Origin of the sequence: Deminuibacter soli, assembly GCF_003412455.1 — a bacterium.
Lineage (GTDB): Bacteria > Bacteroidota > Bacteroidia > Chitinophagales > Chitinophagaceae > Deminuibacter > Deminuibacter soli.
This window is the reverse complement of record NZ_QTJU01000001.1, coordinates 77,916-99,047: the sequence shown is the minus strand read 5'-3', so window position 1 is coordinate 99,047 and position 21,132 is coordinate 77,916. Positions and strand designations below refer to the sequence as shown.

Below are 21,132 nucleotides of genomic sequence, written 5' to 3'. Positions count from 1 at the left end.
ACCGCATTTTTTTAAGAATTGCAGAACACTGCAGCTGAGCCATAACGATTGCTTACATACGAAAAAACAGAAACCTTATGGGAGTTATTGCCGGGGTTATTTACCATTTTACCGGAGGGTTTGCATCGGGCAGTTTTTATATGCCCTTTAAGAAAATCAAAAGCTGGGCCTGGGAAAGTTACTGGATTATCGGTGGTCTTTTTTCCTGGCTGATTGTTCCGCCACTGGCTGCCTGGTTAACCATACCGGGGTTTAGCCAGATTATCGGCGAAACAGAAGGTGCAACACTCAGCTGGGTGTATACCTGGGGTGTATTGTGGGGCATTGGCGGGTTAACCTACGGACTGGGGGTGCGGTACCTGGGCATGTCGCTGGGTAACTCCATTGTACTTGGTTTTTGTTCGGCCTTTGGCGCATTGCTGCCTGCTGTTTATTACAACTTTTCACCGCAGCAGGGAAAGGTGAGTTTCAGCGATATGCTGCACACGCACTGGGGCCAGGTGGTACTGGCAGGTGTGGTGCTTTGCCTGGCAGGTATTTCCATATGCGGTTATGCCGGTGTGCTGAAAGAACGGGAGCTGCCTGATGCGGATAAAAAACAAAGTGTTTCAGAATTTAACCTTACAAAGGGTTTGATGGTAGCTGTGGTATCCGGTGTGCTGAGTGCCTGTTTTAACTACGGCATAGAAGCAGGCAAGCCCATGGCTTATGCAGCCGTGCAGCAGGGCATTAACCCGCTGTACCAGAACAATGTTATTTACGTGGTTTTGCTTTGGGGCGGATTAACCACCAATTTTATCTGGTGCTTTTTCCTGAACCGTAAAAATAAAACCTACCGCAACTATACCGATACGCGTTCACCGCTTGCTAAAAACTATCTTCTTGCAGCAGCGGCAGGCACTACCTGGTTTCTGCAGTTCTTTTTCTACGGCATGGGCGAAAGCAAACTGGGCAACGGCGCCAGCTCGTGGATACTGCATATGGCCTGTATTATCCTAGTATCTAACCTTTGGGGACTTGCACTGAAAGAATGGAAGGGCGTAAGCCGTAAAACACTCGTGAACTTTATTGCCGGACTTGTTTGCATACTGGCATCTGTGCTGGTGGTGGGTTACGGCAATTCGCTGAAATAAACAATCGCAACAACTGACTATAAATTTTTGAATATGACAGTAGGTACAACAACGCAGTTTAAGCACGTAAGTTATTTATGGGATGATGAAAAGGCGGCTTCAATGGCAGGTGATGAGGTGGCTTTGCTTATTTACCGGAGCAACCTGCTGGGTGCAGATCTGCGTTTAACCAATTACGGCGGTGGCAATACTTCCTGTAAGGTAACAGAAAAAGATCCGCTTACCGGTGAGGCAACAGCAGTAATGTGGGTGAAAGGTTCAGGCGGCGACCTGGGCACACTGAAACGGAGCGGTCTTGCTGCATTGTACGTAAACCGCCTGCGCAGTTTAACCAATGTGTACCGTGGTATTGAGCATGAAGATGAAATGGTGCAGTTGTTTAACCATTGCATATTTGACCTGGCTTCTCAGGCACCTTCCATTGATACACCCTTACATGGATTTTTACCTTTTAAACACATCGATCACCTGCACCCTGATGCAGCGATAGCCATTGCGGCAGCCAAAGACGGTAAGGCCATTACAAAAGAACTGTTTGGCGGCACCATCGGCTGGGTTGAATGGCAGCGCCCCGGCTTTGATTTGGGGTTAAAGCTGAAACAATGCCTCGATGAAAACCCGGGTATCAGGGGTATTATGCTGGGCTCGCATGGTTTGTTTACCTGGGGCGATACAGCTTATGAAAGTTATATCAACACCCTGGAAGTAATTGAGCGCTGCGCGCAATATGTAGCAGACAAAGTACAGCAGAAAGGAAAGGTGTTTGGAGGAGAAAAGATACAGGCGCTGCCACCTGAACAAAGACTGGCGCAGGCTGCTGCACTGGCGCCTGTGCTGCGCGGCCTGTGCTCGGCCCAGCAACACATGGTGGGCCATTTTACCGATGATGCACGTGTGTTAACGTTTATTAATTCAAACGATCTTGACCGGCTTGCCCCAATGGGTACCAGCTGTCCCGATCATTTTTTGAGAACAAAAATAAGTCCGCTGGTATTGCAGCTGGCACCTGGCGCCGACCTCACTGATACAGCTGCCGTTAAAGCACAGCTCAATGGGGCTTTCAGTGATTACCGCGACATGTACGCCGCTTATTACAATAATTGCAAACATGCTGATAGTCCTGCCATGCGCGATCCCAACCCTGTTGTGATCCTGTACCCCGGTGTAGGCATGTTTACGTTTGCACGCAACAAACAAACGGCGCGCGTGGCTGCTGAATTTTATATTAACGCCATTAACGTAATGCGCGGTTCAGAAGCCATTTCTTCGTACACTTCATTGCCAAGACAGGAAGCTTTTAACATAGAATACTGGCTGCTGGAAGAAGCCAAGCTGCAACGCATGCCCAAACCCAAAGCGCTGAGCGGGAAAATTGTATTGGTAACCGGCAGCGCAGGTGGTATAGGCAAGGCCATTGCCCGCAAGCTGGTACAGGAAGGCGCCTGCGTGGTGCTGAATGATAATGATGAAAGCCGTTTACAGGGTGCCGTTGCCGAATTTGACAAGCAGTTTGGCAAAGATGCCTATGCTTCAGTAGCGCTCGATGTTACCAGTGCAGAAGCCATTACCCGGGCATTTAAAACAGCAGCTGTTGCATTTGGCGGTATTGATATTGTGGTGAACTGTGCAGGGCTATCTATTTCAAAACCTATTGAAGAGCATACTGCGAAAGACTGGGACTTGCTATATGATGTACTGGTGAAAGGCCAGTTCCTGGTAACGCAGGCCGCAGTGGAAGTATTGCGTGCGCAGCAGCTGGGCGGTGATATACTCAATATTGTAAGTAAAAATGCACTGGTATCCGGTCCCAACAATGCGGGTTATGGCTCTGCCAAAGCAGCACAACTGCACCTGAGCAGGTTGAATGCTGCAGAGCTGGGTAAAGATCATATCCGTGTAAACGTGGTAAACCCGGATGCTGTAATTGCTGACAGTAAAATATGGGAAGGCGCATGGGCAGAAGGCCGTGCCAAAGCCTATGGTGTAAAGGTAGAAGAGCTGCCGGCTTTTTATGCACGCCGCACTTTACTGAACGAAGTAATTCTGCCGGAAGATATTGCAAATGCCTGTTTTGCTTTTGTGGGCGGGCTGCTGGATAAATCGACCGGTAACATACTGAATGTAGACGGCGGTGTAGCCAATGCATTTCTGCGTTAAACAACCAATATATGTGGCAGTCATTTACCATGAAACTGTTGCCGGGTATGGCAGCGGAATACCAGAAACGCCATGATGCCATTTGGCCGGATTTGGTTAACTTACTGAAACAAACAGGCATCAGCGAATACGCGATATTCCTGGATGAACAAACGCTGGTTTTGTTCGCTGTGTTGCAGGTAAATGATCCGCTGCTGCTGCATGATTTGCCTGTACACCCGGTAATGCAGCGCTGGTGGCACTATATGAGCGATATCATGGAAACGAATGCCGATGCTTCACCGGTAAGCATCCCTTTAAAACCGGTTTTTTATTTGCCATAATCCATAACGATTTGCCATGCTGATTGAAAAATATGCCATACAGGAACATAATAATAGTGCCGCAACTGCACACCAGCGCCGTTTTGAACAACTGGCCGGGCAGGTGCCCCAGGTAGACAGTTTGCTGCAAAAACTGGTTGATTTCCAGATAGCCATTCCCAGCTGGGCATTGGGCACAGGCGGTACACGCTTCGGTCGATTTTCAGGGGGCGGAGAACCGCGCAGCCTGGAAGAGAAAATAGAAGATGTGGGTTTACTGCATACACTCAACCGTTCAAGTGATGCGGTTTCGTTACATATTCCATGGGATATACCTACCAGTGCTGCCTCTTTAAAAGCGCTGGCTGCACAGTTCGGGCTGCATTTTGATGCGATGAATTCCAATACCTTCCAGGATCAGCCGGAGCAGGCCCATAGTTATAAATTCGGTTCACTGCAGCATACTGATAAAGCAGTACGCAAACAGGCCATTGAACACAATATAGAAGTGATACGCTACGGGCAGGAACTTGGCTCAAATGTGCTGAGTGTATGGCTGGCAGATGGCAGCAGCTTTCCCGGTCAGCTCAATTTCAGGAAAGCCTACCAGCGTACGCTTGAAAGTTTGCAGGAGATTTACGCAGCATTACCGGGTGACTGGAAAGTGTTTATTGAATACAAGGCATTTGAACCCAATTTTTATTCTACCACGGTAGGCGACTGGGGCCAGTCGTACACGCTTGCTACCAAACTTGGCAGCAAAGCGTATACATTGGTTGATCTGGGACATCACCTGCCCAATGCCAATATTGAACAGATTGTAGCCCTGCTGCTGAATGAAGGCAAGCTCGGTGGTTTCCATTTTAACGATTCAAAATACGGCGATGATGATTTAACTACCGGCAGCATTAATCCTTACCAGCTGTTTCTCATTTTCAATGAGCTGGTAGAAGGCATGGATGCACGCGGTATGAATCATGTCAGTGACCTCGGCTGGATGATTGATGCCTCGCACAATGTAAAAGATCCGCTGGAAGATTTGCTGCAGGCAGTGGAAGCAATCAAAATAGCCTATGCCCAGGCATTGCTGGTTAACACCAAAGCGCTGCAGGAAGCACAGGAACAGAATGATGTAACCATGGCGCAGGAAATATTGCAGCAGGCTTACAGAACCGATGTGCGGCCACTGGTGGCAGAAGCCAGGTTGCGGGCAGGTGGTGCATTGCAGCCCCTGCATTTGTTCCGTTCTTTAAAAGTGCGCGACCGCCTGGTGAAAGAACGCGGTGCCGGCGCTGTTGCTACCGGCTTATAAAATCATCATCCATGCCTATCCCTGTTGTTGCCATACTGGATATTGGGAAAACCAATAAAAAAGCATTTCTCTTTAATGAGCAATATGCCATTGTTGAAGAATTCACTGCACAATTGTCTGAAACAACCGATGAAGACGGGCAGCCCTGTGAAGATATTGGATTATTGGCGCAATGGGTCGTTGATGCAATAACACGCCTGTTGTCAATGAGAGCATATGATATACGGGCCATCAATTTTTCTACCTATGGCGCCAGCATGGTGCACCTCGATGCGCGGGGGCGGGTGATGACACCTTTGTATAATTACCTGAAACCTTACCCTGCTGCCCTTCAACAACAATTTTATACTACCTATGGCGGAGAACAGGCAATTACAAGCTGTACTGCATCGCCTGCGCTGGGCAGTTTAAATGCAGGCATGCAGTTGTACCGCATCAAATACCGGCAACCGCAGTTGTATGAGCGCATCACCTGGTCGCTGCATTTGCCGCAATACATCAGCTCACTGCTTACGAATAAATATTACAGTGATATTACCAGTATCGGTTGCCATACACAGCTGTGGGATTTTAACCGGAATACCTATCACAACTGGGTACTACAGGAACAACTGGATAAAAAACTGCCGCCCTTGTTGGGTGATGAAGAAACGATTGCATGCGTTATCAACGGTCACCCGGTAGCAGTAGGCATTGGCATGCACGATAGCTCTGCTGCATTAATTCCTTACCTGTTATCGTTCACAGATCCCTTTGTGCTTATTTCAACCGGCACCTGGTGTATCAGCCTCAACCCGTTTAACAAACAACCATTAACTGCCGATGAACTGAACCAGGATTGCTTGTGTTACATGGAATACCACGGCAGGCCGGTGAAAGCATCACGTTTGTTTTCGGGTGATGAGCATGAGCAGCAAACCAAAAAGCTGGCGGTACATTTTGGCGTGCCGGTCAATTTTTACAACAGCATCCGTTTCAATCCCGATATTATTGCATCTTTGCAAACACTGCCCCCGGTTACCCTACCTGCAGCAAACGATAAAGCATTAAAGCAATCGGTATTTGCGTGGCGCGATCTGAATTCGTTTCAATCGTATGAGCAGGCTTATCATTGTTTAATGGCTGATATTATCAGTTTGCAGCAGCAAAGTACCCGGCTGGTAATCCAGGACACGCCCGTACGCAGGATATTTGTGGACGGAGGTTTCAGTAAAAACCCGGTGTATATGCATTTGCTGGCGATTGCTTTTCCGCACATGGAAGTGTATGCTGCTGCCGTGGCACAGGCCACTGCTGCCGGTGCGGCACTGGCCATTCACCCGCATTGGAATACACAGCCTTTGCCGGCCGACCTGGTTACCATGCAGCATTATACGGTAACGCAGAAAATGCATATATGACAATAGGCCTCTTCATTCCCTGTTATGTAGACCAGTTTTATCCGCGTGCTGCCATTGCCACACTGGAACTGCTCGAGAAGTACGGTTGCTCCGTATCGTTTCCTGCAGCACAAACCTGCTGCGGGCAGCCAATGGCCAACTCAGGCTATGAACATTTAACGCATTCGTGCAACGAACATTTTACAACGCTGTTTGCAGACTATGATTACGTCGTATGCCCTTCAGGCAGCTGCACCCTGCATGTAAAAGATCACCTGCATGCATCCAACGAACAGGCAGCATTGGGCATACGCCGCAAGCTGTATGAACTCACCGAGTTTTTAACCGATGTATTGCAGGTAACTACCATTGATGCATACTTCCCTTACCGGGTAGGCATGCACCAGAGTTGCCACGGGCAAAGAGGGTTGCACCTGGCGCAGATGAGCGAGCTGGTTGCTCCACCCTTTTCGAAACCCCTGCAGTTATTGCAGCAGGTGAAAGGTATTGAGCTGGTATCGCTCAACCGTAAAGACGAGTGCTGCGGTTTTGGCGGCACCTTTTGTGTAACGGAAGAAGCCGTGTCTGTTAAAATGGGAAAAGACCGTGTGGCCGATCACCTGCAGCACGATGTACAGTATATCACCGGTGTGGACATGAGTTGCCTGATGCATATGGAAGGTATACTGAAACGCCGGGGCAGTAAAGTACAGGTAATACATATTGCTGAAATACTGAACGCAGCTGTATTGCAGCCGGCCACTGTTTAAAGGCTGGCAACAATAACTGAGCATACTGCCAATACACTTGAATTTGTCTTTTTGCTTTTCACTGAATTTTAGCGCCTGCCGCTTGTACGTAATGGCATTTTTTCATGGAACAATCAAATCAACAACATGCAGATTTAGCCCGCAAGTTCAACGGGAACGAATCCAGGGTTAACTGGCACGATGAAACGCTGTGGTGGATACGGCAGAAGCGGGACAAAATTGTTTGGCAGGTGCCTGAATGGGAAGCCCTGCGTGAAGCAGCTTCGCAGATAAAACACCATGTGCTGGGCAACCTGGCAGACTATCTTGAAGAATTTGAACGCAATGCACAGCAGAACGGCGTTACCGTGCACTGGGCGGCAGATGCGGCAGAACACAACCGCATTGTGCATAGCCTGCTGCAGCAACAGGGCGTAACACGCATGGTGAAAAGCAAATCCATGCTTACCGAAGAATGCCACTTAAACGAATACCTTGCCGAACATGGTGTGGAAGTAATTGATTCTGACCTGGGCGAAAGAATTGTGCAGTTGCTGAAAGAACCACCGAGCCATATTGTATTGCCCTGCATTCATATCAAAAAAGAAGAAATAGGCGAGCTGTTTCACAAATACCTGGGTACGCCGGAAGGCAATGCAGACCCGCAGTTGCTGACACATGCAGCCAGGCTGCATGTGCGTGAAGTGTTTATGTCGCGCAAAGTAGCGCTCACCGGTGTAAACTTCGCAGTTGCAGAAACAGGCGAGTTTGTTGTATGTACCAATGAAGGCAACGCCGATATGGGCGCGCATCTTGCAGATGTACACATTGCCAGCATGGGCATCGAGAAAATTATACCGCGCCGTGAGCACCTGGGTGTGTTTCTGCGTTTGCTTACCCGCAGCGCAACAGGGCAGCCGGTGACCACCTACTCCAGTCATTTCGCCAAACCCCGGCCAGGCCAGCAAATGCACCTGGTAATTGTAGATAACGGCCGCACCGTACAGCTGGGTCGTGAGCAATTCCGTAATTCGCTGAAGTGCATCCGCTGCGCGGCTTGTATGAACACCTGTCCCGTGTATCGCCGCAGCGGCGGCCATAGTTATCATACAGCTATTGCAGGGCCTATCGGTTCAATTCTTGCACCTAATCTTGACATGAAGCAATATGCCGACTTACCTTTTGCTTCAACCTTATGCGGCTCCTGCTCCAATGTTTGCCCGGTAAAAATTGACATTCACAACCAGCTGTACCAATGGCGGCAGGTTATTACTCAAAACGGTCATTCCCCTGCAGCTAAAACAGCAGCCATGAAAGTAATGGCAACCACATTGTCGCAGCCCAAGGTATACACATTGGCGGGTAAAGCAGGCCGCTGGGTGCTGCGCAATATGCCCTGGCTGGTGAACAACCGTTTAAACCCATGGTACAAACAACGCAACATGCCTGAGGCGCCGAAACAATCGTTCAGGGAATGGTATGCACAAAACAAAAAACAGGGATAGAAGTGCACATGAGCAGCAGAAACAAGATATTATCCGCCATACGCAGCAACAAACCCGGAGCGCAGCCATTGCCCGGTATCACTGGTTTTACTGCGCAGCAGCCCGATACAGAACGTTTTGTAAACACACTGCAGTCCATCGGTGGCAGGGTAGTGCGGGTGCGCAGTTTTGAAGAAATAATCGCGCATATCCGCGAAGCATTTCCCGAAGGCACACGCATCATCAGTTCACTGCCTCAACTGGCAGGTATTGCGGAAACAGGCTGGAGCAATGCGCCTGCGCATAGCCTTGAAAATGTACAGCTGGCTGTGTTTAAAGCACAGCTGGGCGTTTGCGAGAACGGTGCGGTATGGGTAACCGAACAGGATATTGTGCAGCGTGCTGCTGCCTTTATTGCCGAGCACCTGGCAATGGTGCTGGAAGAAAGTACCCTGGTAGCCACCATGCACGATGCCTACCTGCAGTTGCATAACCAGCGTTACGGTTACGGGGTTTTTATTGCAGGTCCGTCAAAAACGGCAGACATTGAACAATCGCTTGTGCTGGGTGCCCACGGTCCGCGTACAATGACCCTTTTCCTGGTATAACACAGGCACATCGGAAAAATGTAACATACGCACATTTTTCTGCCATAATCACCGATAAATTAACAAAATACATCCACGAGTGTTGGTATATTGCCGGACAATCATATCCGGTTAACTAACTAAAGAATCCATACTAATGCTCCTGGGAACCCTATGTAAGAATCACGGTAAGGTTAGCAAAAAACACCTGCTCTTGTCGCTGTTGCTGCTGGCAGTTTTGCCGGTGCTGGCGCAGAAGCGTATTGTACATGGCTTTGTAAAAGACAGCATGAATCACGAGCCGGTTAAAACGGCCGTGGTTACCAATGAAAATACCCGCAAAAGCGTAAGCGTAGGTACAGACGGATCTTTTACCATACTGGTGAATTTCGGCGACCTGCTTTTTTTCGATGCCAATGGCTACCGGTTCGATACCGTTCACTGCAACAGGATATTGCCCGATACGCTTCATGTATTCATGGCCCAGCTGAATACGCTTGAAGGCGTAACGGTTACAACTACTACCGCAAAATATACGCAATACCAGAAAGACAGTATCCGCAGGCGCGAAAACTTTTACGCCGATATTGGCGGGCCGCGCACCAAGGCACTTGCCAATGGTAATTCGGGTGCAGGCGTTGGCCTGAACCTGGACCGCTTTTTCAAGAAAAAAGAACGCGCCAAAAAAACAGCGATCGGTGATTTTGATTCGTTTGAAAAAGAGAACTATATCAACTACCGCTTTAATCCCGAACTGGTATCACAGTACACCGGGTTACACGGCGATACACTCGATACATTTATGCAGAAATACCGGCCTGAGTATAAATGGCTGCGTGCACACCTGACAGATGAGGATGTGGTGTATTACATCAACGAGAAACTGAAACTCTTCTTTAAAAAATAACGGAAACTTCAGTGCAATAAGGGCGCCTGCACTGCTGTTACTGCCTTCTGATTTTTTGCCGTATATTAACCGGCAATATTGTTCATGCATGCTTCAAAGCCAGGCAGCTATATGCGCCTGACTGTAGCCGGCAGCCCTATTTGTTAACCATATGTTTTGTAGTAAACACCGCATTCCCGCATGTTTAAAAGGCAGTGCTGCTGCCTTGCTGGGCAGCCTGCTGTTTTGTTCTGCTGCCGGTGCACAAAAAATAGACCGCTATGCGCTTGTGATGCGTCACACTGTTGTAAATACTACTTTCGATTCGCTGAGTGCATTAACCGTGGGTAATGGCCGCTTTGCCTTTACGGTAGATGGTACGGGCCTGCAATCTTTCCCCGGTGCCTATGCAGGCGGCATTCCCCTGGCTACGCAGAGCGAATGGGGCTGGCACAGTTTCATCAACGCCAATCATTACCGCAGGGAAGAAACTTATAAGAATTACAGCTTCAACGGAAAACCCGCAGGGTATGCCGTACAGTGGAACGGGCCAGACCGCAACCATGATGCTGCTGAATTTTTCAGGCAGAATGCGCATCGCCTGCAGTTGGGCAATATCGGGTTTGATATCATTAAAAAAAACGGAACTGCAGCCACTATTGAAGACATACATCCTGTACAGCAGCAATTGAATTTATGGACCGGTGAAATCACCAGCCTGTTTACTGTAGAAGAGCAGCCGGTAACCGTGCTTACGGTGGCGCACCAGGAAAGGGATGCCATTGCTGTTCGCGTAGTCTCCCCCCTGCTGCAGGAAGGAAGATTGAAAATACGCATACGCCTGCCTTATCCAACCGGTAAGGCAACAGATGCAGGCAATAACTGGCAGGCACAGGGCAGTCATATTTCATTTATCAAAATGCAGCAGGCGCATAGCATGCAGCTGATGCATGTGCTTGATTCCAGTTATTATTTTATACACGCATCCTGGGAATCGCCGGCAGCAGTGTTAAAAGCAAGATCGCATTATTACCAGCTTTCACCTGCACCCACCGATACGTTTGCCTTTAGCTGTGCTTTTACAAGGCAACTGCTGCCGGATAGCCTGCCCGGTTTTGCTGCCACGGAACAAAACAGTGCAGCAGCCTGGAAACAATACTGGACAAAGGGCGCAGCGGTTGATTTCACCGGCAGTACAGATGCAAGGGCGCTTGAACTGGAACGCCGGGTGGTGTTATCGCAATACCTGCTGAAAGTACAGTGCGCAGGGCATTATCCTGCACAGCAAACAGGTTTAACAGGTAACAGCAATTACGGCAAACCCACACTGGATGATCACTGGTGGCTGCAGGCGCAGTTTGCTTTATGGGGCAGGGGGGCTTTGCTGGAACAGTCTGTACAATGGTATGCAGCCGTGTTTGATAAAGCCTGTGCTATTGCGAGGCGGCAAGGCTACCAGGGCGCGCGATGGCCGTGGAGCAGTGATACATCAGGCCTGGAAAGTCCGGGCACGGCAGGCGCTTTCAGTTTATGGCAGCAGGCGCAGCCGGTATTACTGGCTGAGTTGTGTTACCGCAGCAGGCCCGATACTGTGTTGTTGCGGCGGTATAAATCCATGGTGTTTGCAACAGCTGATTTTATGGCTTCGTATGTGGTGCTTGATGCTGCCAGCGGCCAGTACCAGTTAAACAGCGGGCTGCCGGCCGGCGGGCAAATAACGGATTCAGGAAAAAGCGTGAACCCGGCCTTTGAACTGTCCTGCTGGTACCAGGCACTGGCTGTTGCACAGCAATGGCGTGTACGGTGTGGTTTAAAGCCCAATGCGCACTGGGATGAAGTGATGCAGCACCTGGCCCCTTTGCAGGCCCCTGATGGCGTTTACCTGGCTGCCGAAAGCGCCCCGGATACTTATACCAATGTGCAGTACCGTTCCGGGCATCCTGGTCTGTTGGGTATATGGGGGTGGCTGCCCGAAACCGGGCGGGTAAATGCTGCCCCCATGCGGCACACGTTTAACTGGGTATGGTATAACTGGTACTGGGAGCAAACAACAGGCTGGGATTTCCCGTTTGCGGCAATGGCTGCGACCAGGCTTGACATGCCTGATCGCGCATTGGAAGCCCTGTTTATGGATTTTGACAGCAACCGCTGGCTGCCGAACGGGCATAATTATCAAACCGGCAGTGCAAGCGTATACCTGCCCGGCAACGGTGCGCTGCTTGCAGCCATCGCCATGATGTGCGCCGGTTACGACGGGTGCACTGTTTCCAACCCCGGTTTTCCCAAAAACGGCGCATGGCATGTGCGCTGGGAGGGGTTGCAGCGGATGCCTTAAGCCTGCACTGCAGCGCCAAAAAGCTCCTTACCCAGCTGCGGGCTGAATTCCACAATCCTGTAGTCAGCCACATGGCCCAGGTAAAAAGGGTCTTTGTGTACAAAACATTCTACCGCAGTCTTATCATTAAAGTTGGCTACAATCAAACCGCCTGTGCGCGGACTTTTATAACCTGCAAAAATAACTTCGCCACGGTCGTGGGATGCATTGAGATAAGCTGCGTGTGCCGGCATCCGTTCATCTACTTCTGCCTGCGAAACTTTATAGGTCAATTCCAGTAGAAACATGATTGCTGATTTTACCTGTAAGTTACAACCGAATTGTCCCATAGTCGCCGCCTGTGCAACAGTTGTGGTGTTAAATTCCGCGATCAGGGTTGTATAATCACCTTCCCGAAATGTTTGCCGCTCTGGAAATAATGATAAGCTTCCTGTGTTTCAGCAAGCGGGAAAATACGGCTGGTAAAAGGGCGTGTGTTGGTGCGTTCCAGTGCCTGTAAAAAATTGCTGAAGCTGGCCTTGCTGCCAACAGATAATCCCTGTAAGCGTATGGCGCGTGAAATAACCGGTAACAGGTTTAATTGTATGCTGGTGTCCGCTAAAAAACCCGTAAGTCCCACATACCCGCCGAGTTTTACCGCTGCAGCCGATTCATTTACAGTACCGGCAACATCGATGGTTGCGTCTGCACCTTTGCCTCCGGTTAACTCCAGCACCTGCTGCACCCATTGCGGATTGGTTTTGTAGTTCAATACTTCCCATGCACCTGCTGCTTTCAGTTGCGCTTCTTTTTCAGGAGAACCGGTAGTGGCAATTACCCTGGCGCCCACCATTTTCGCTACCTGCAATGCAAACAGCGATACGCCGCCGGTGCCCTGGGTAAGCACGGTTTGGCCTGCCGTTACACCTCCTGTTTCAATAAGGCTGTTCCAGGCTGTAACACCTGCAATAGGCAGGGAGGCTGCTTCTTCAAAACTGAGAAAGGCAGGAATGGCCAACAGTGCATAGGCGGGCAATACAACATATTCTGCCAGCATGCCGGGAACAGATATTCCTGTGCGCGCGGCATTGGTAGCCGGTGTGTTAATGCCACCCAGCCATTGCTGTATAAAATGTGATACTACACGGTCGCCCGGCTGCCAGCCGGTAACGTCTTCGCCTACAGCTGCAATTACGCCGGCCCCATCTGCCACGGGAATATGCGGGAAGGCAGGTTTTACAGGGTATTTGCCGGTGGCCAATGCGCCGTCTATATAATTCAGGGAAACAGCTTTTACCTGTATCAATACTTCACCACGTGCAGGCTGGGGTATGGGCAGTTCAGCGGGCTGAAGCTGTGCTATCGAAAATCCTGTCAATTGAATTGCTTTCATATCATTTTATTTGATAACAAAGCTGAATCATTACTATCTTTAAAACAAGTATGCACTTTTTTGTAAGCTAGCTACCCAAAAGAAACTATTATTGACAATCAATTAAAAAAAGTTTAGTTCCATGCAAAAAAAGTCCGCAATACCCGACCAGGAACCGCAGTGTTCTGTAGATTTTGCCTTTCAGCGCATAGGCGGCAAATACAAAGGGCGTATTATTTTTCACCTGGACCTGGGCATTACGCGTTATGGTGCCTTACGTCGCAGTATTGTTGGCGTAACGCCTAAAATGCTTACGCAGGCGCTGCGAGAACTGGAGGCTGACGGACTGATTACCCGTCATGTATTTGCAGAAGTACCGCCGCGCGTGGAATATGCTTTGTCTGAAGCCGGTGCAGAACTGATCCCTTTTATCCGCCTGCTGCGCGATTGGGGAGAAAAGCAAATGGAAAAACAAGGCAAGCCCAGCTTGAGTAAACTGGGCCTGCTGCCGCATATACTGGAAGAAGCGCACGAAGAAACAGTGTAGGCAACAAACAAAACAGGCCATGGTATTGCTACGATGGCCTGTTTAATAAAATTGAATTGCCGGCTAGTGCATGGGCGGCTGCATGTGCAGCGCAACGCCAATCCTGTTCCATGCATTGATGTTAATGATGGCCATGATTATTTGTGCGGTTACCACTTCGCCAAATGCAGCGATGGCTTTCCGGTAGGTTTCTGCAGACAGGCCGTGCCGGTGAATCAGCGTAATTTCTTCAGTCATCGCCAGCATAATACGTTCTTCTTCGGTATAGTGTGGTGCTTCGCGCCATGCATTGAGCAGGTAAATGCGCTGCTCGGTTTCGCCGTGTTTGCGTGCATCTTTTGTGTGCATGTCAATACAAAATGCGCAGCCATTGATTTGTGAAGCACGTATTTTAATGAGTTCTTTCTGTGTTTCCGTGAGGGAAGTTGTTTTTAAATACTCTTCCATCGCGAGCAGTGCCTTGTAAGCTTCCGGTTGTACTTTGTACATTGAAAAACGTGGTTCCATAATGCCTTAGTTTATAGCTGAATAATAATTTCCGTTGTTCTGTAGTGCAAAGTTATTACGCAATTGGACTATCTTGGTAGTCCAATTATACAACAATAAGTAGTCCAGCCATGTTGCCTTATCAAACATTGATCTCCATTGAAAAAGAGAACAGGATTCCCGTGTACCAGCAACTGGCGCACCAGCTGGCGGGATTGATACAGCGGGGAGTGATAAAGCCTGGTAGTTTTTTACCTGCCAGCCGTGTAATGGCCGGTACCCTGCAGTTGCACCGTAAAACCATTGTGGCTGCCTATGAAGAGCTAAGCAGTATGGACTGGGTGGTAAACCTGCCGCGCAAGGGAGTAATGGTAGCATCGAACCTGCCGAGCATAAAACCGCGCACATTTAAAAGCAAGGTGCCGGTAAACAGTTATGGCGCCGATACCGGTTTTTGTTTTGATGACATGCCTGAGATAGGATATGCCACACCCGGCAAGGAGAAATTTAAACTGGTAGTGAATGATGGATTTCCCGATACCAGACTGGCGCCGGTGAATGAATGGGCGCAGGCCATGCGGCAGTTTCTTGCACAACCCGGTTATGCTGCTGCACTGTCATACGGCAGTTCGCAGGGCAACATGCATTTGCGCAGGGCAATGGTGCCACATCTCGCTGATACGCGCGGGTTAAGCATTACAACAGACCATGTGCTGATGACACGCGGTGCGCAGATGAGTATTTACCTTGCGGCAGCTATGTTGATTAAACCGGGCGATGCCGTAATAGTAGGCAGTCCCGGTTATTTTTTGGCAGAGTTGTGTTTTGAACAGCTTGGTGCAAAATTGATACGTGTACCTGTTGATGCGGGTGGTATTGATGTGGCAGCAGTGGCGGCATTGTGCAAAACGCGGAAAATAAAAATGCTCTACATTATCCCGCACCACCATCATCCCACCACGGTAACACTGAGCGCAGAAAGGCGTATGGAGCTGCTGCAGCTGATACGCAAATACAGGCTGGCAGTAATTGAAGACGACTATGATTATGATTTTCATTACGCTTCTGCGCCTATATTGCCGCTGGCCAGTGCAGACCATGGCGGTAACGTAATTTATATTGGTTCGTTCTCCAAATCACTGGCACTTTCCATACGCTGCGGATTTATGATAGCTCCTGCCGGTTTTATTGAACAGGCAACGCGGCTTCGCAAGCTGATTGATATTCGCGGCGATAACCTGACCGAAGAAGTCATGGCCATGCTGCTGCAAAACGGCACAGTTGACCGGCATATCAAAAAAACAAACAAGCTGTACAGCGAGCGCCGTGATGTACTGTGCAGGGAGCTGGAATCGCATTTGGGAGATGCAGTGGAATTTACAAAACCAAATGGCGGCATGGCGGTGTGGGTACGGTTTAAAAAGAAGTATCCGTTAAAGGTGCTGGGGGCAAAAGCTGCAAAAAAAGGACTGCTCATTAACAGTGACCTGCCTTACAGTTACGGAAAGGAGCCAACGAATGGATTGCGTATGGGATTTGCTTCATTAAATACGGCAGAGCTGAAAGAAACGGTGCAAATTTTGCAATCTTGTTTGTAGTTAATTGTTTTTAACTTATTTTACCTGTTTGTACGTCTACTGCTTCTTTTCAATAAACCTGCTATGAAACGTGTTTCACTGAAAGATATTGCTGCGATGGTTGGCGCCTCGCCTTCTACCGTGTCATTTGTATTAAATGGCAAGGCAAAGGAAATGCGTATCAGCCAGGTAGTGGCAGATAAAATTACTGCTGCTGCAAAAAAAGCAGGTTATTATCCCAACCAGATTGCTGTAAGCCTGCGCACAGGGCAAACTAAAATTCTCGGGTTAATTGTCGAAAGCATTGCCGGTAATTTCTTCGCCTCACTGGCCAGGATTATTGAAGACAAGGCCGAAGCGCATGGCTATAAAGTAGTGTACTGCAGCACTGAAAACAATGGCAACAGGGGCAATGAAATGATACGCATGCTTTCACAGCGCCAGCTGGATGGTTACCTGATTACGCCTGCAGCAGGGATGGAAAAAGATATCCAGCAGCTTATTGCGCAACGCAAACCCGTTATATTAATCGACAGTTATTTTCCAGGGCTGCAAATACCGCATGTGCTGGTAAACAGTTATGCAGGTGTGACCGAAGGCATGGAACACTTAATAAAACAGGGTTACCGCAATATTGCCTGGGTTACGGTTGATCTTGACCTGATACAGGTGCACGACCGTACCCGTGCCTATACCGATTCACTTAAAAAGCACAAACTGAAACCCAACGAGCAGTGGATACTGAAACTGCCGTACGATTACAGCAAAGAAAAATCAGTGCAGGCCATCTGCGATTTCCTGGCAAACAACAAGGGCATTGACGCTGTATTTTTCGCCACCAACTATTTGGGTGTAACAGGACTGGAAAGTATTACCAAACTCAAACTGAGTATCCCGCAAAACCTTGCCATGATTTGTTTTGACGATCATGATATCTTTCGCTTATACCCCGGTGGTATTACCATCATACAACAACCAATCGAAGAAATTGCACAGGCATCTATTGATTTGCTCATGAGTAAACTGGGCAAACAACAGGTAATGCATGAAGTAACAGGTAAAGATTTGGTTGAGCTACCTCCTGCATTAATTGTACGCGGTTCTACACTGCAGAAATAAACAGCTCTCTCCACGACTTTTAATTGTTCGCTGAAACTGTTGCTGTGCCAGTGTTTCAGCTGTTTTATTATTTCATGCACAGTAATATATTAAAGCGCGCACGCGTGAAATAACCGTAAAAAAACAATCCGATCCAACAATTGTGAAAAAAAATAAATGAAATATGCCTCAGTATATGTGGTATAATATTTGGCTGAAAAGAAATCGTCCAAATGATACGAACACATTTGGCTAAATCGAAATAATGCTCTTATTTGCACCCTGTTTTTAGAGTTCGTCCCTAAAAAAACGCAAAAGGCACCGGTTACTATAGTATGTTATAATGGTAAGTACTGGTTGCTGATTGACTGCAATACTCTGCATAAACGATGTGCAGCTTGCCTTTAATCAGAAACATAATGGCTGAAAATTTTATTTTTCGCGCCAAAAACATTCCCTTTTGCTAAATCGTTATTTTACTCGTTTGTAAAAAAGCAAACAAATCGTTGTTAAAAACTGACTGGCAGTACTGCTGTATTGCCTGCCGATAAAGCTTTGCACATGAGTTTTTAAATAAGAACCACAAATCAAAACTTGTCTATGGAACGCAAAAAGAAAATGAGGCACTTCCTCCAATGGATGCTGCTGCTACTTGTATCCCTGCACGGGATAGCGCAGGCGCAGACCCGGGTTATTTCGGGTAAAATCACAGACGCCGCTAACAAACCACTCGCAGGCGCTTCTATTCAACTTAAAAATTCTGCAAAAGGAACAACCACCAACGATGAAGGTGAGTTTCATATCAGTGTGCCTGGTGCAGATGCAGTGTTGGTGATTAGCTATACCGGCTACGATACACAGGAAGTACCGGTAGGTGAACAGTCTGCTATCAGTCTTTCTTTACATGCGCAGAGCAAAAGTGTACTGGAAGATGTAGTAGTGGTAGGTTATGGTACCCGCAAAAAAAGTGATGTTACCGGTGCAGTGGCTTCAGTAAAAGCTGCTGAACTGCAACAGCGCCCTGCAACCAACGTTGAACAAATGCTGGCCGGCCGTTCTGCCGGTGTTAACATTGCCACCAATTCTGGCCGTCCAGGTGGTCAGACTGCGGTGCATATCCGCGGCTATACTTCTATCAGCGCCAGCAATGGTCCGTTGTACGTTGTTGACGGTGTGATTGGTGTAGGTAACATCAATTATTTAAACCCGAACGACATTGAAACCATCGACGTACTGAAAGACGCTTCTGCAACTGCGATCTACGGTGCACGTGGTGCCAATGGTGTAATCATGGTTACCACCAAACGTGGTAAAAAGGGTATTTCACAGGTGAACTACGATTCATATTACAGCATCGGTCACCTGCCTAAAGAACTGAGCGTACTTAACTCACAGCAGTTTTTGCAGGTTGAGGAAAACTCATACAATGCTGATAACCTGAAGAAATATGATTCTGTTGGTTATGCACAGGGTAAATACACAGACCATATCAATTTCCTGAAAAACAGGAACGATCCGCGTTTCTTTGATGCCAGCGGTAACCCGCTGTACAATACAGATTGGCAGAAAGAAGCTACACGCAATGCATTTTCTCACAACCAGAACCTTTCATTCACTGGCGGTAATGAAAAAACAACTTATGGTTTGTTCCTGAACTACGCCAATGAAAACGGTATCATCCTCACCAGCCAGCTGAAACGCTATTCTGCACGTTTTGTGTTTGACAGCCAGGTAAAAGACTGGTTGAAAGTAGGTGGTACAGTTACTTTTAATCATGTAGAAGAAAACCGTGTAATTGGTGATGGCGACGGTAGCCTGAGTGTTACCCGTATGATGATTGAAACGCTGCCGCTGGTTCCGCTGAAATTTGCAGATGGCACAGATGGTTCAAACTACTACTATCCTAACATGGAAGGCGGTATAAACCCTGTTGCTATTACGCAGAACAGGAGAGATATCTTCAAAACACAGTCTACCCTCGGTAACATCTACGCCAACCTGAACCTGCTGCCTGGTTTGCAGTTGCGTTCAAGTATCGGTTTTGATGTCGACAACGTACAGGAAGATTTTTACTCTGGCCGTAATCTGCGTGGCTTAAGCTACGATCAGCAGGGTAATGCTTATGTTGACAATCTGCGCAACAATTACTGGCAGTTTGAAAACTACCTGACTTACGATAAAAAAATTGCACACAACCAGAACCTGAACGCTTTGTTGGGTTTAAGCTGGCAGAAATTCACCAATTTCGACACCCGCGCAGGGTCACAGGGATTCACAGACGATTTCTATCAGTGGAACAACCTGGGTGCAGGTGCACGTCCGCAAAATCCGTCTTCAAGTGCATACAACTGGGAAATGAACTCCTATTTTGGTCGTGTTAACTATAGCATCGATAACAAATACCTGTTCACCGTTACAGGCCGTGCAGACGGTTCTTCAAAATTCGGTAAAGACAGCAAATACGGATTCTTCCCTTCAGGTGCTTTTGCATGGAAAGCGTCTGACGAAGATTTCCTGAAAGGCAACCCGGTTATCTCCAACCTGAAGTTCCGTACCAGCTATGGTTTAATCGGTAACTCAGAGATTGGCGCTTACCAATCACTCGCCAGCCTGTCTACAGGTACTGCGATAATTGGCGGCAACCGTGTTTCTACAGTAGGTATCGGAACCCTGGCTAATCCTGATTTGAAATGGGAAAAAACCAGCCAGGCAGACGCAGGGTTTGAACTTGGTTTATTGAAAAACAGGATCAACCTCGATGTTGACTTCTATTACAAGAAAACATCAGACATGTTGCTGAATGTGCCAGTGCCTGCCGCAAGCGGATATGAAACCGTGTATAAAAACATTGGTGACATGACCAACAAGGGTATTGAGCTTACGCTGAACACAACCAACATCAGCACCAAAGATTTCACCTGGAATACCACTTTCAACATCGCGTTGAACAAAAACAAAGTAACCGCGCTGGGCGCATCCAATGATGATATTTTCCCTGATCCGCAGTTTATTACCAAAACCAATGTACTGCGTATTGGCCAGCCCGTGGGTTCTTTTTACGGTTTAATCCGCGAAGGTACCTGGGGTACTAAAGAAGCTGCCACTGCTGCTGCTTACCATGCTCTGCCAGGTGATATCAAATACCGTGACGTTAACAACGACGGCAACATTGATGACAAAGACCGTGTGATACTGGGTAAAGGTGCACCTGATGGTTATGGTACATTCCTGAATACATTCTCTTACAAAAACTTCGACCTGGCTGTAGAAATCCAGTACTCTTACGGTAACGATGTACTGAACCTCACCCGTCACTCTGGTGAAGACCGTACAGGACAGGCAAATAGCTATACCACCGTATTGGATGGCTGGACACCTGATCACCAGAATACCATGATTGCACAGAACAGGCCTGCACAGAGCTACTACGCAACTACCATTAACAGCCGCATGATTGAAGATGGTTCGTTTATCCGTGGTAAAAACCTGCTGCTGGGTTATAACTTTTCTAAACGCATCACAGACAAACTGAAATTCAGCAGGCTGCGTGTATATGCTTCTGTTCAGAACTTTTTCCTGAGCACTAAGTTTACAGGCTACGATCCCGAGGTTACTACTTATCCGGGAGCGCCTTTTGCACAGGGTATCTCATTCTTTGATTACCCCAAGCCAAGAACTTTCCTGTTTGGTGTAAACGTGGGTTTCTAATAACAGATACATGCGTTTAAAAGAAAGGAATGTGTTTACGG

17 protein-coding genes are annotated in these 21,132 nt (G+C 48.1%); 14 read left to right on the top strand and 3 right to left on the bottom strand.

Annotated features, from left to right (window positions below; genetic code table 11):
- Positions 1–77 precede the first annotated feature (77 nt).
- From rhaT to DXN05_RS00350, 10 genes are all read left to right on the top strand, one after another.
- Positions 78–1,133, top strand: a complete 1,056-nt coding sequence (gene rhaT / locus DXN05_RS00395; RefSeq protein WP_116845237.1) for an L-rhamnose/proton symporter RhaT — start codon at positions 78–80, stop codon at positions 1,131–1,133.
- Positions 1,134–1,166: 33 nt separating this feature from the next.
- Positions 1,167–3,290: a bifunctional aldolase/short-chain dehydrogenase gene (locus tag DXN05_RS00390; RefSeq protein ID WP_116845236.1), complete on the top strand. Its 2,124-nt coding sequence runs from the start codon at positions 1,167–1,169 to the stop codon at positions 3,288–3,290.
- Between the two features lie 11 nt (positions 3,291–3,301).
- Positions 3,302–3,613: an L-rhamnose mutarotase gene (gene rhaM, locus DXN05_RS00385; RefSeq protein WP_116845235.1), complete on the top strand. Its 312-nt coding sequence runs from the start codon at positions 3,302–3,304 to the stop codon at positions 3,611–3,613.
- A gap of 16 nt (positions 3,614–3,629) precedes the next feature.
- Complete coding sequence (locus DXN05_RS00380) at positions 3,630–4,904, top strand: TIM barrel protein (protein ID WP_116845234.1); 1,275 nt, start codon at positions 3,630–3,632, stop codon at positions 4,902–4,904.
- Between the two features lie 11 nt (positions 4,905–4,915).
- A complete protein-coding gene (locus DXN05_RS00375) occupies positions 4,916–6,304 on the top strand; it encodes an FGGY-family carbohydrate kinase (protein ID WP_116845233.1) in 1,389 nt (462 codons plus the stop codon).
- Positions 6,301–7,053 carry a (Fe-S)-binding protein gene (locus tag DXN05_RS00370; RefSeq protein WP_116845232.1) on the top strand — a complete coding sequence of 251 codons (753 nt, stop codon included), beginning with the start codon at positions 6,301–6,303 and terminating at the stop codon, positions 7,051–7,053. Before DXN05_RS00375 ends, DXN05_RS00370 begins: the two co-directional genes overlap by 4 nt.
- A gap of 104 nt (positions 7,054–7,157) precedes the next feature.
- Complete coding sequence (locus DXN05_RS00365; protein ID WP_116845231.1) at positions 7,158–8,537, top strand: lactate utilization protein B; 1,380 nt, start codon at positions 7,158–7,160, stop codon at positions 8,535–8,537.
- An 8-nt stretch (positions 8,538–8,545) separates the two neighbouring features.
- Positions 8,546–9,124 carry a LutC/YkgG family protein gene (locus DXN05_RS00360; protein ID WP_116846336.1) on the top strand — a complete coding sequence of 193 codons (579 nt, stop codon included), beginning with the start codon at positions 8,546–8,548 and terminating at the stop codon, positions 9,122–9,124.
- 193 nt (positions 9,125–9,317) lie between these two features.
- The gene (locus DXN05_RS00355; RefSeq protein ID WP_116845230.1) at positions 9,318–10,010 is read left to right on the top strand and encodes a hypothetical protein; all 693 of its coding nucleotides are present in this window, start codon (positions 9,318–9,320) and stop codon (positions 10,008–10,010) included.
- A gap of 151 nt (positions 10,011–10,161) precedes the next feature.
- Positions 10,162–12,324: a hypothetical protein gene (locus tag DXN05_RS00350; RefSeq protein ID WP_116845229.1), complete on the top strand. Its 2,163-nt coding sequence runs from the start codon at positions 10,162–10,164 to the stop codon at positions 12,322–12,324.
- On the opposite strand, the gene DXN05_RS00345 is transcribed toward DXN05_RS00350, so the two are convergent.
- Both DXN05_RS00345 and DXN05_RS00340 read right to left on the bottom strand, forming a co-directional pair.
- Entirely contained in the window at positions 12,321–12,611 is a 291-nt protein-coding gene (locus DXN05_RS00345) for a YciI family protein (RefSeq protein WP_158559085.1), read from the bottom strand. The genes DXN05_RS00350 and DXN05_RS00345 overlap by 4 nt on opposite strands.
- Before the next feature lie 83 nt (positions 12,612–12,694).
- Positions 12,695–13,696: a zinc-dependent alcohol dehydrogenase family protein gene (locus DXN05_RS00340; protein ID WP_116845227.1), complete on the bottom strand. Its 1,002-nt coding sequence runs from the start codon at positions 13,694–13,696 to the stop codon at positions 12,695–12,697.
- Positions 13,697–13,817: 121 nt separating this feature from the next.
- Between DXN05_RS00340 and DXN05_RS00335 the strand changes: the two genes are divergently transcribed.
- Positions 13,818–14,222: a winged helix-turn-helix transcriptional regulator gene (locus tag DXN05_RS00335; protein ID WP_116845226.1), complete on the top strand. Its 405-nt coding sequence runs from the start codon at positions 13,818–13,820 to the stop codon at positions 14,220–14,222.
- A gap of 63 nt (positions 14,223–14,285) precedes the next feature.
- On the opposite strand, the gene DXN05_RS00330 is transcribed toward DXN05_RS00335, so the two are convergent.
- Positions 14,286–14,729: a carboxymuconolactone decarboxylase family protein gene (locus DXN05_RS00330; protein ID WP_116845225.1), complete on the bottom strand. Its 444-nt coding sequence runs from the start codon at positions 14,727–14,729 to the stop codon at positions 14,286–14,288.
- A gap of 110 nt (positions 14,730–14,839) precedes the next feature.
- Here DXN05_RS00330 and pdxR point away from each other — a divergent pair, with 110 nt between their 5' ends.
- From pdxR to DXN05_RS00315, 3 genes are all read left to right on the top strand, one after another.
- Positions 14,840–16,306: a MocR-like pyridoxine biosynthesis transcription factor PdxR gene (gene pdxR, locus DXN05_RS00325; protein WP_116845224.1), complete on the top strand. Its 1,467-nt coding sequence runs from the start codon at positions 14,840–14,842 to the stop codon at positions 16,304–16,306.
- A 63-nt stretch (positions 16,307–16,369) separates the two neighbouring features.
- The gene (locus DXN05_RS00320) at positions 16,370–17,404 is read left to right on the top strand and encodes a LacI family DNA-binding transcriptional regulator (protein ID WP_116845223.1); all 1,035 of its coding nucleotides are present in this window, start codon (positions 16,370–16,372) and stop codon (positions 17,402–17,404) included.
- Between the two features lie 579 nt (positions 17,405–17,983).
- Positions 17,984–21,091: a SusC/RagA family TonB-linked outer membrane protein gene (locus tag DXN05_RS00315; RefSeq protein ID WP_170148859.1), complete on the top strand. Its 3,108-nt coding sequence runs from the start codon at positions 17,984–17,986 to the stop codon at positions 21,089–21,091.
- Positions 21,092–21,132 lie beyond the last annotated feature (41 nt).

Coding starts and splice junctions, on each gene's coding strand:
- rhaT (WP_116845237.1), top strand. CDS start 78: ATGGGAGTTATTGCCGGGGTTATTTACCATTTTACCGGAGGGTTTGCA.
- DXN05_RS00390 (WP_116845236.1), top strand. CDS start 1,167: ATGACAGTAGGTACAACAACGCAGTTTAAGCACGTAAGTTATTTATGG.
- rhaM (WP_116845235.1), top strand. CDS start 3,302: ATGTGGCAGTCATTTACCATGAAACTGTTGCCGGGTATGGCAGCGGAA.
- DXN05_RS00380 (WP_116845234.1), top strand. CDS start 3,630: ATGCTGATTGAAAAATATGCCATACAGGAACATAATAATAGTGCCGCA.
- DXN05_RS00375 (WP_116845233.1), top strand. CDS start 4,916: ATGCCTATCCCTGTTGTTGCCATACTGGATATTGGGAAAACCAATAAA.
- DXN05_RS00370 (WP_116845232.1), top strand. CDS start 6,301: ATGACAATAGGCCTCTTCATTCCCTGTTATGTAGACCAGTTTTATCCG.
- DXN05_RS00365 (WP_116845231.1), top strand. CDS start 7,158: ATGGAACAATCAAATCAACAACATGCAGATTTAGCCCGCAAGTTCAAC.
- DXN05_RS00360 (WP_116846336.1), top strand. CDS start 8,546: ATGAGCAGCAGAAACAAGATATTATCCGCCATACGCAGCAACAAACCC.
- DXN05_RS00350 (WP_116845229.1), top strand. CDS start 10,162: ATGTTTTGTAGTAAACACCGCATTCCCGCATGTTTAAAAGGCAGTGCT.
- DXN05_RS00345 (WP_158559085.1), bottom strand. CDS start 12,611: ATGTTTCTACTGGAATTGACCTATAAAGTTTCGCAGGCAGAAGTAGAT.
- DXN05_RS00340 (WP_116845227.1), bottom strand. CDS start 13,696: ATGAAAGCAATTCAATTGACAGGATTTTCGATAGCACAGCTTCAGCCC.
- DXN05_RS00335 (WP_116845226.1), top strand. CDS start 13,818: ATGCAAAAAAAGTCCGCAATACCCGACCAGGAACCGCAGTGTTCTGTA.
- DXN05_RS00330 (WP_116845225.1), bottom strand. CDS start 14,729: ATGGAACCACGTTTTTCAATGTACAAAGTACAACCGGAAGCTTACAAG.
- pdxR (WP_116845224.1), top strand. CDS start 14,840: ATGTTGCCTTATCAAACATTGATCTCCATTGAAAAAGAGAACAGGATT.
- DXN05_RS00320 (WP_116845223.1), top strand. CDS start 16,370: ATGAAACGTGTTTCACTGAAAGATATTGCTGCGATGGTTGGCGCCTCG.
- DXN05_RS00315 (WP_170148859.1), top strand. CDS start 17,984: ATGGAACGCAAAAAGAAAATGAGGCACTTCCTCCAATGGATGCTGCTG.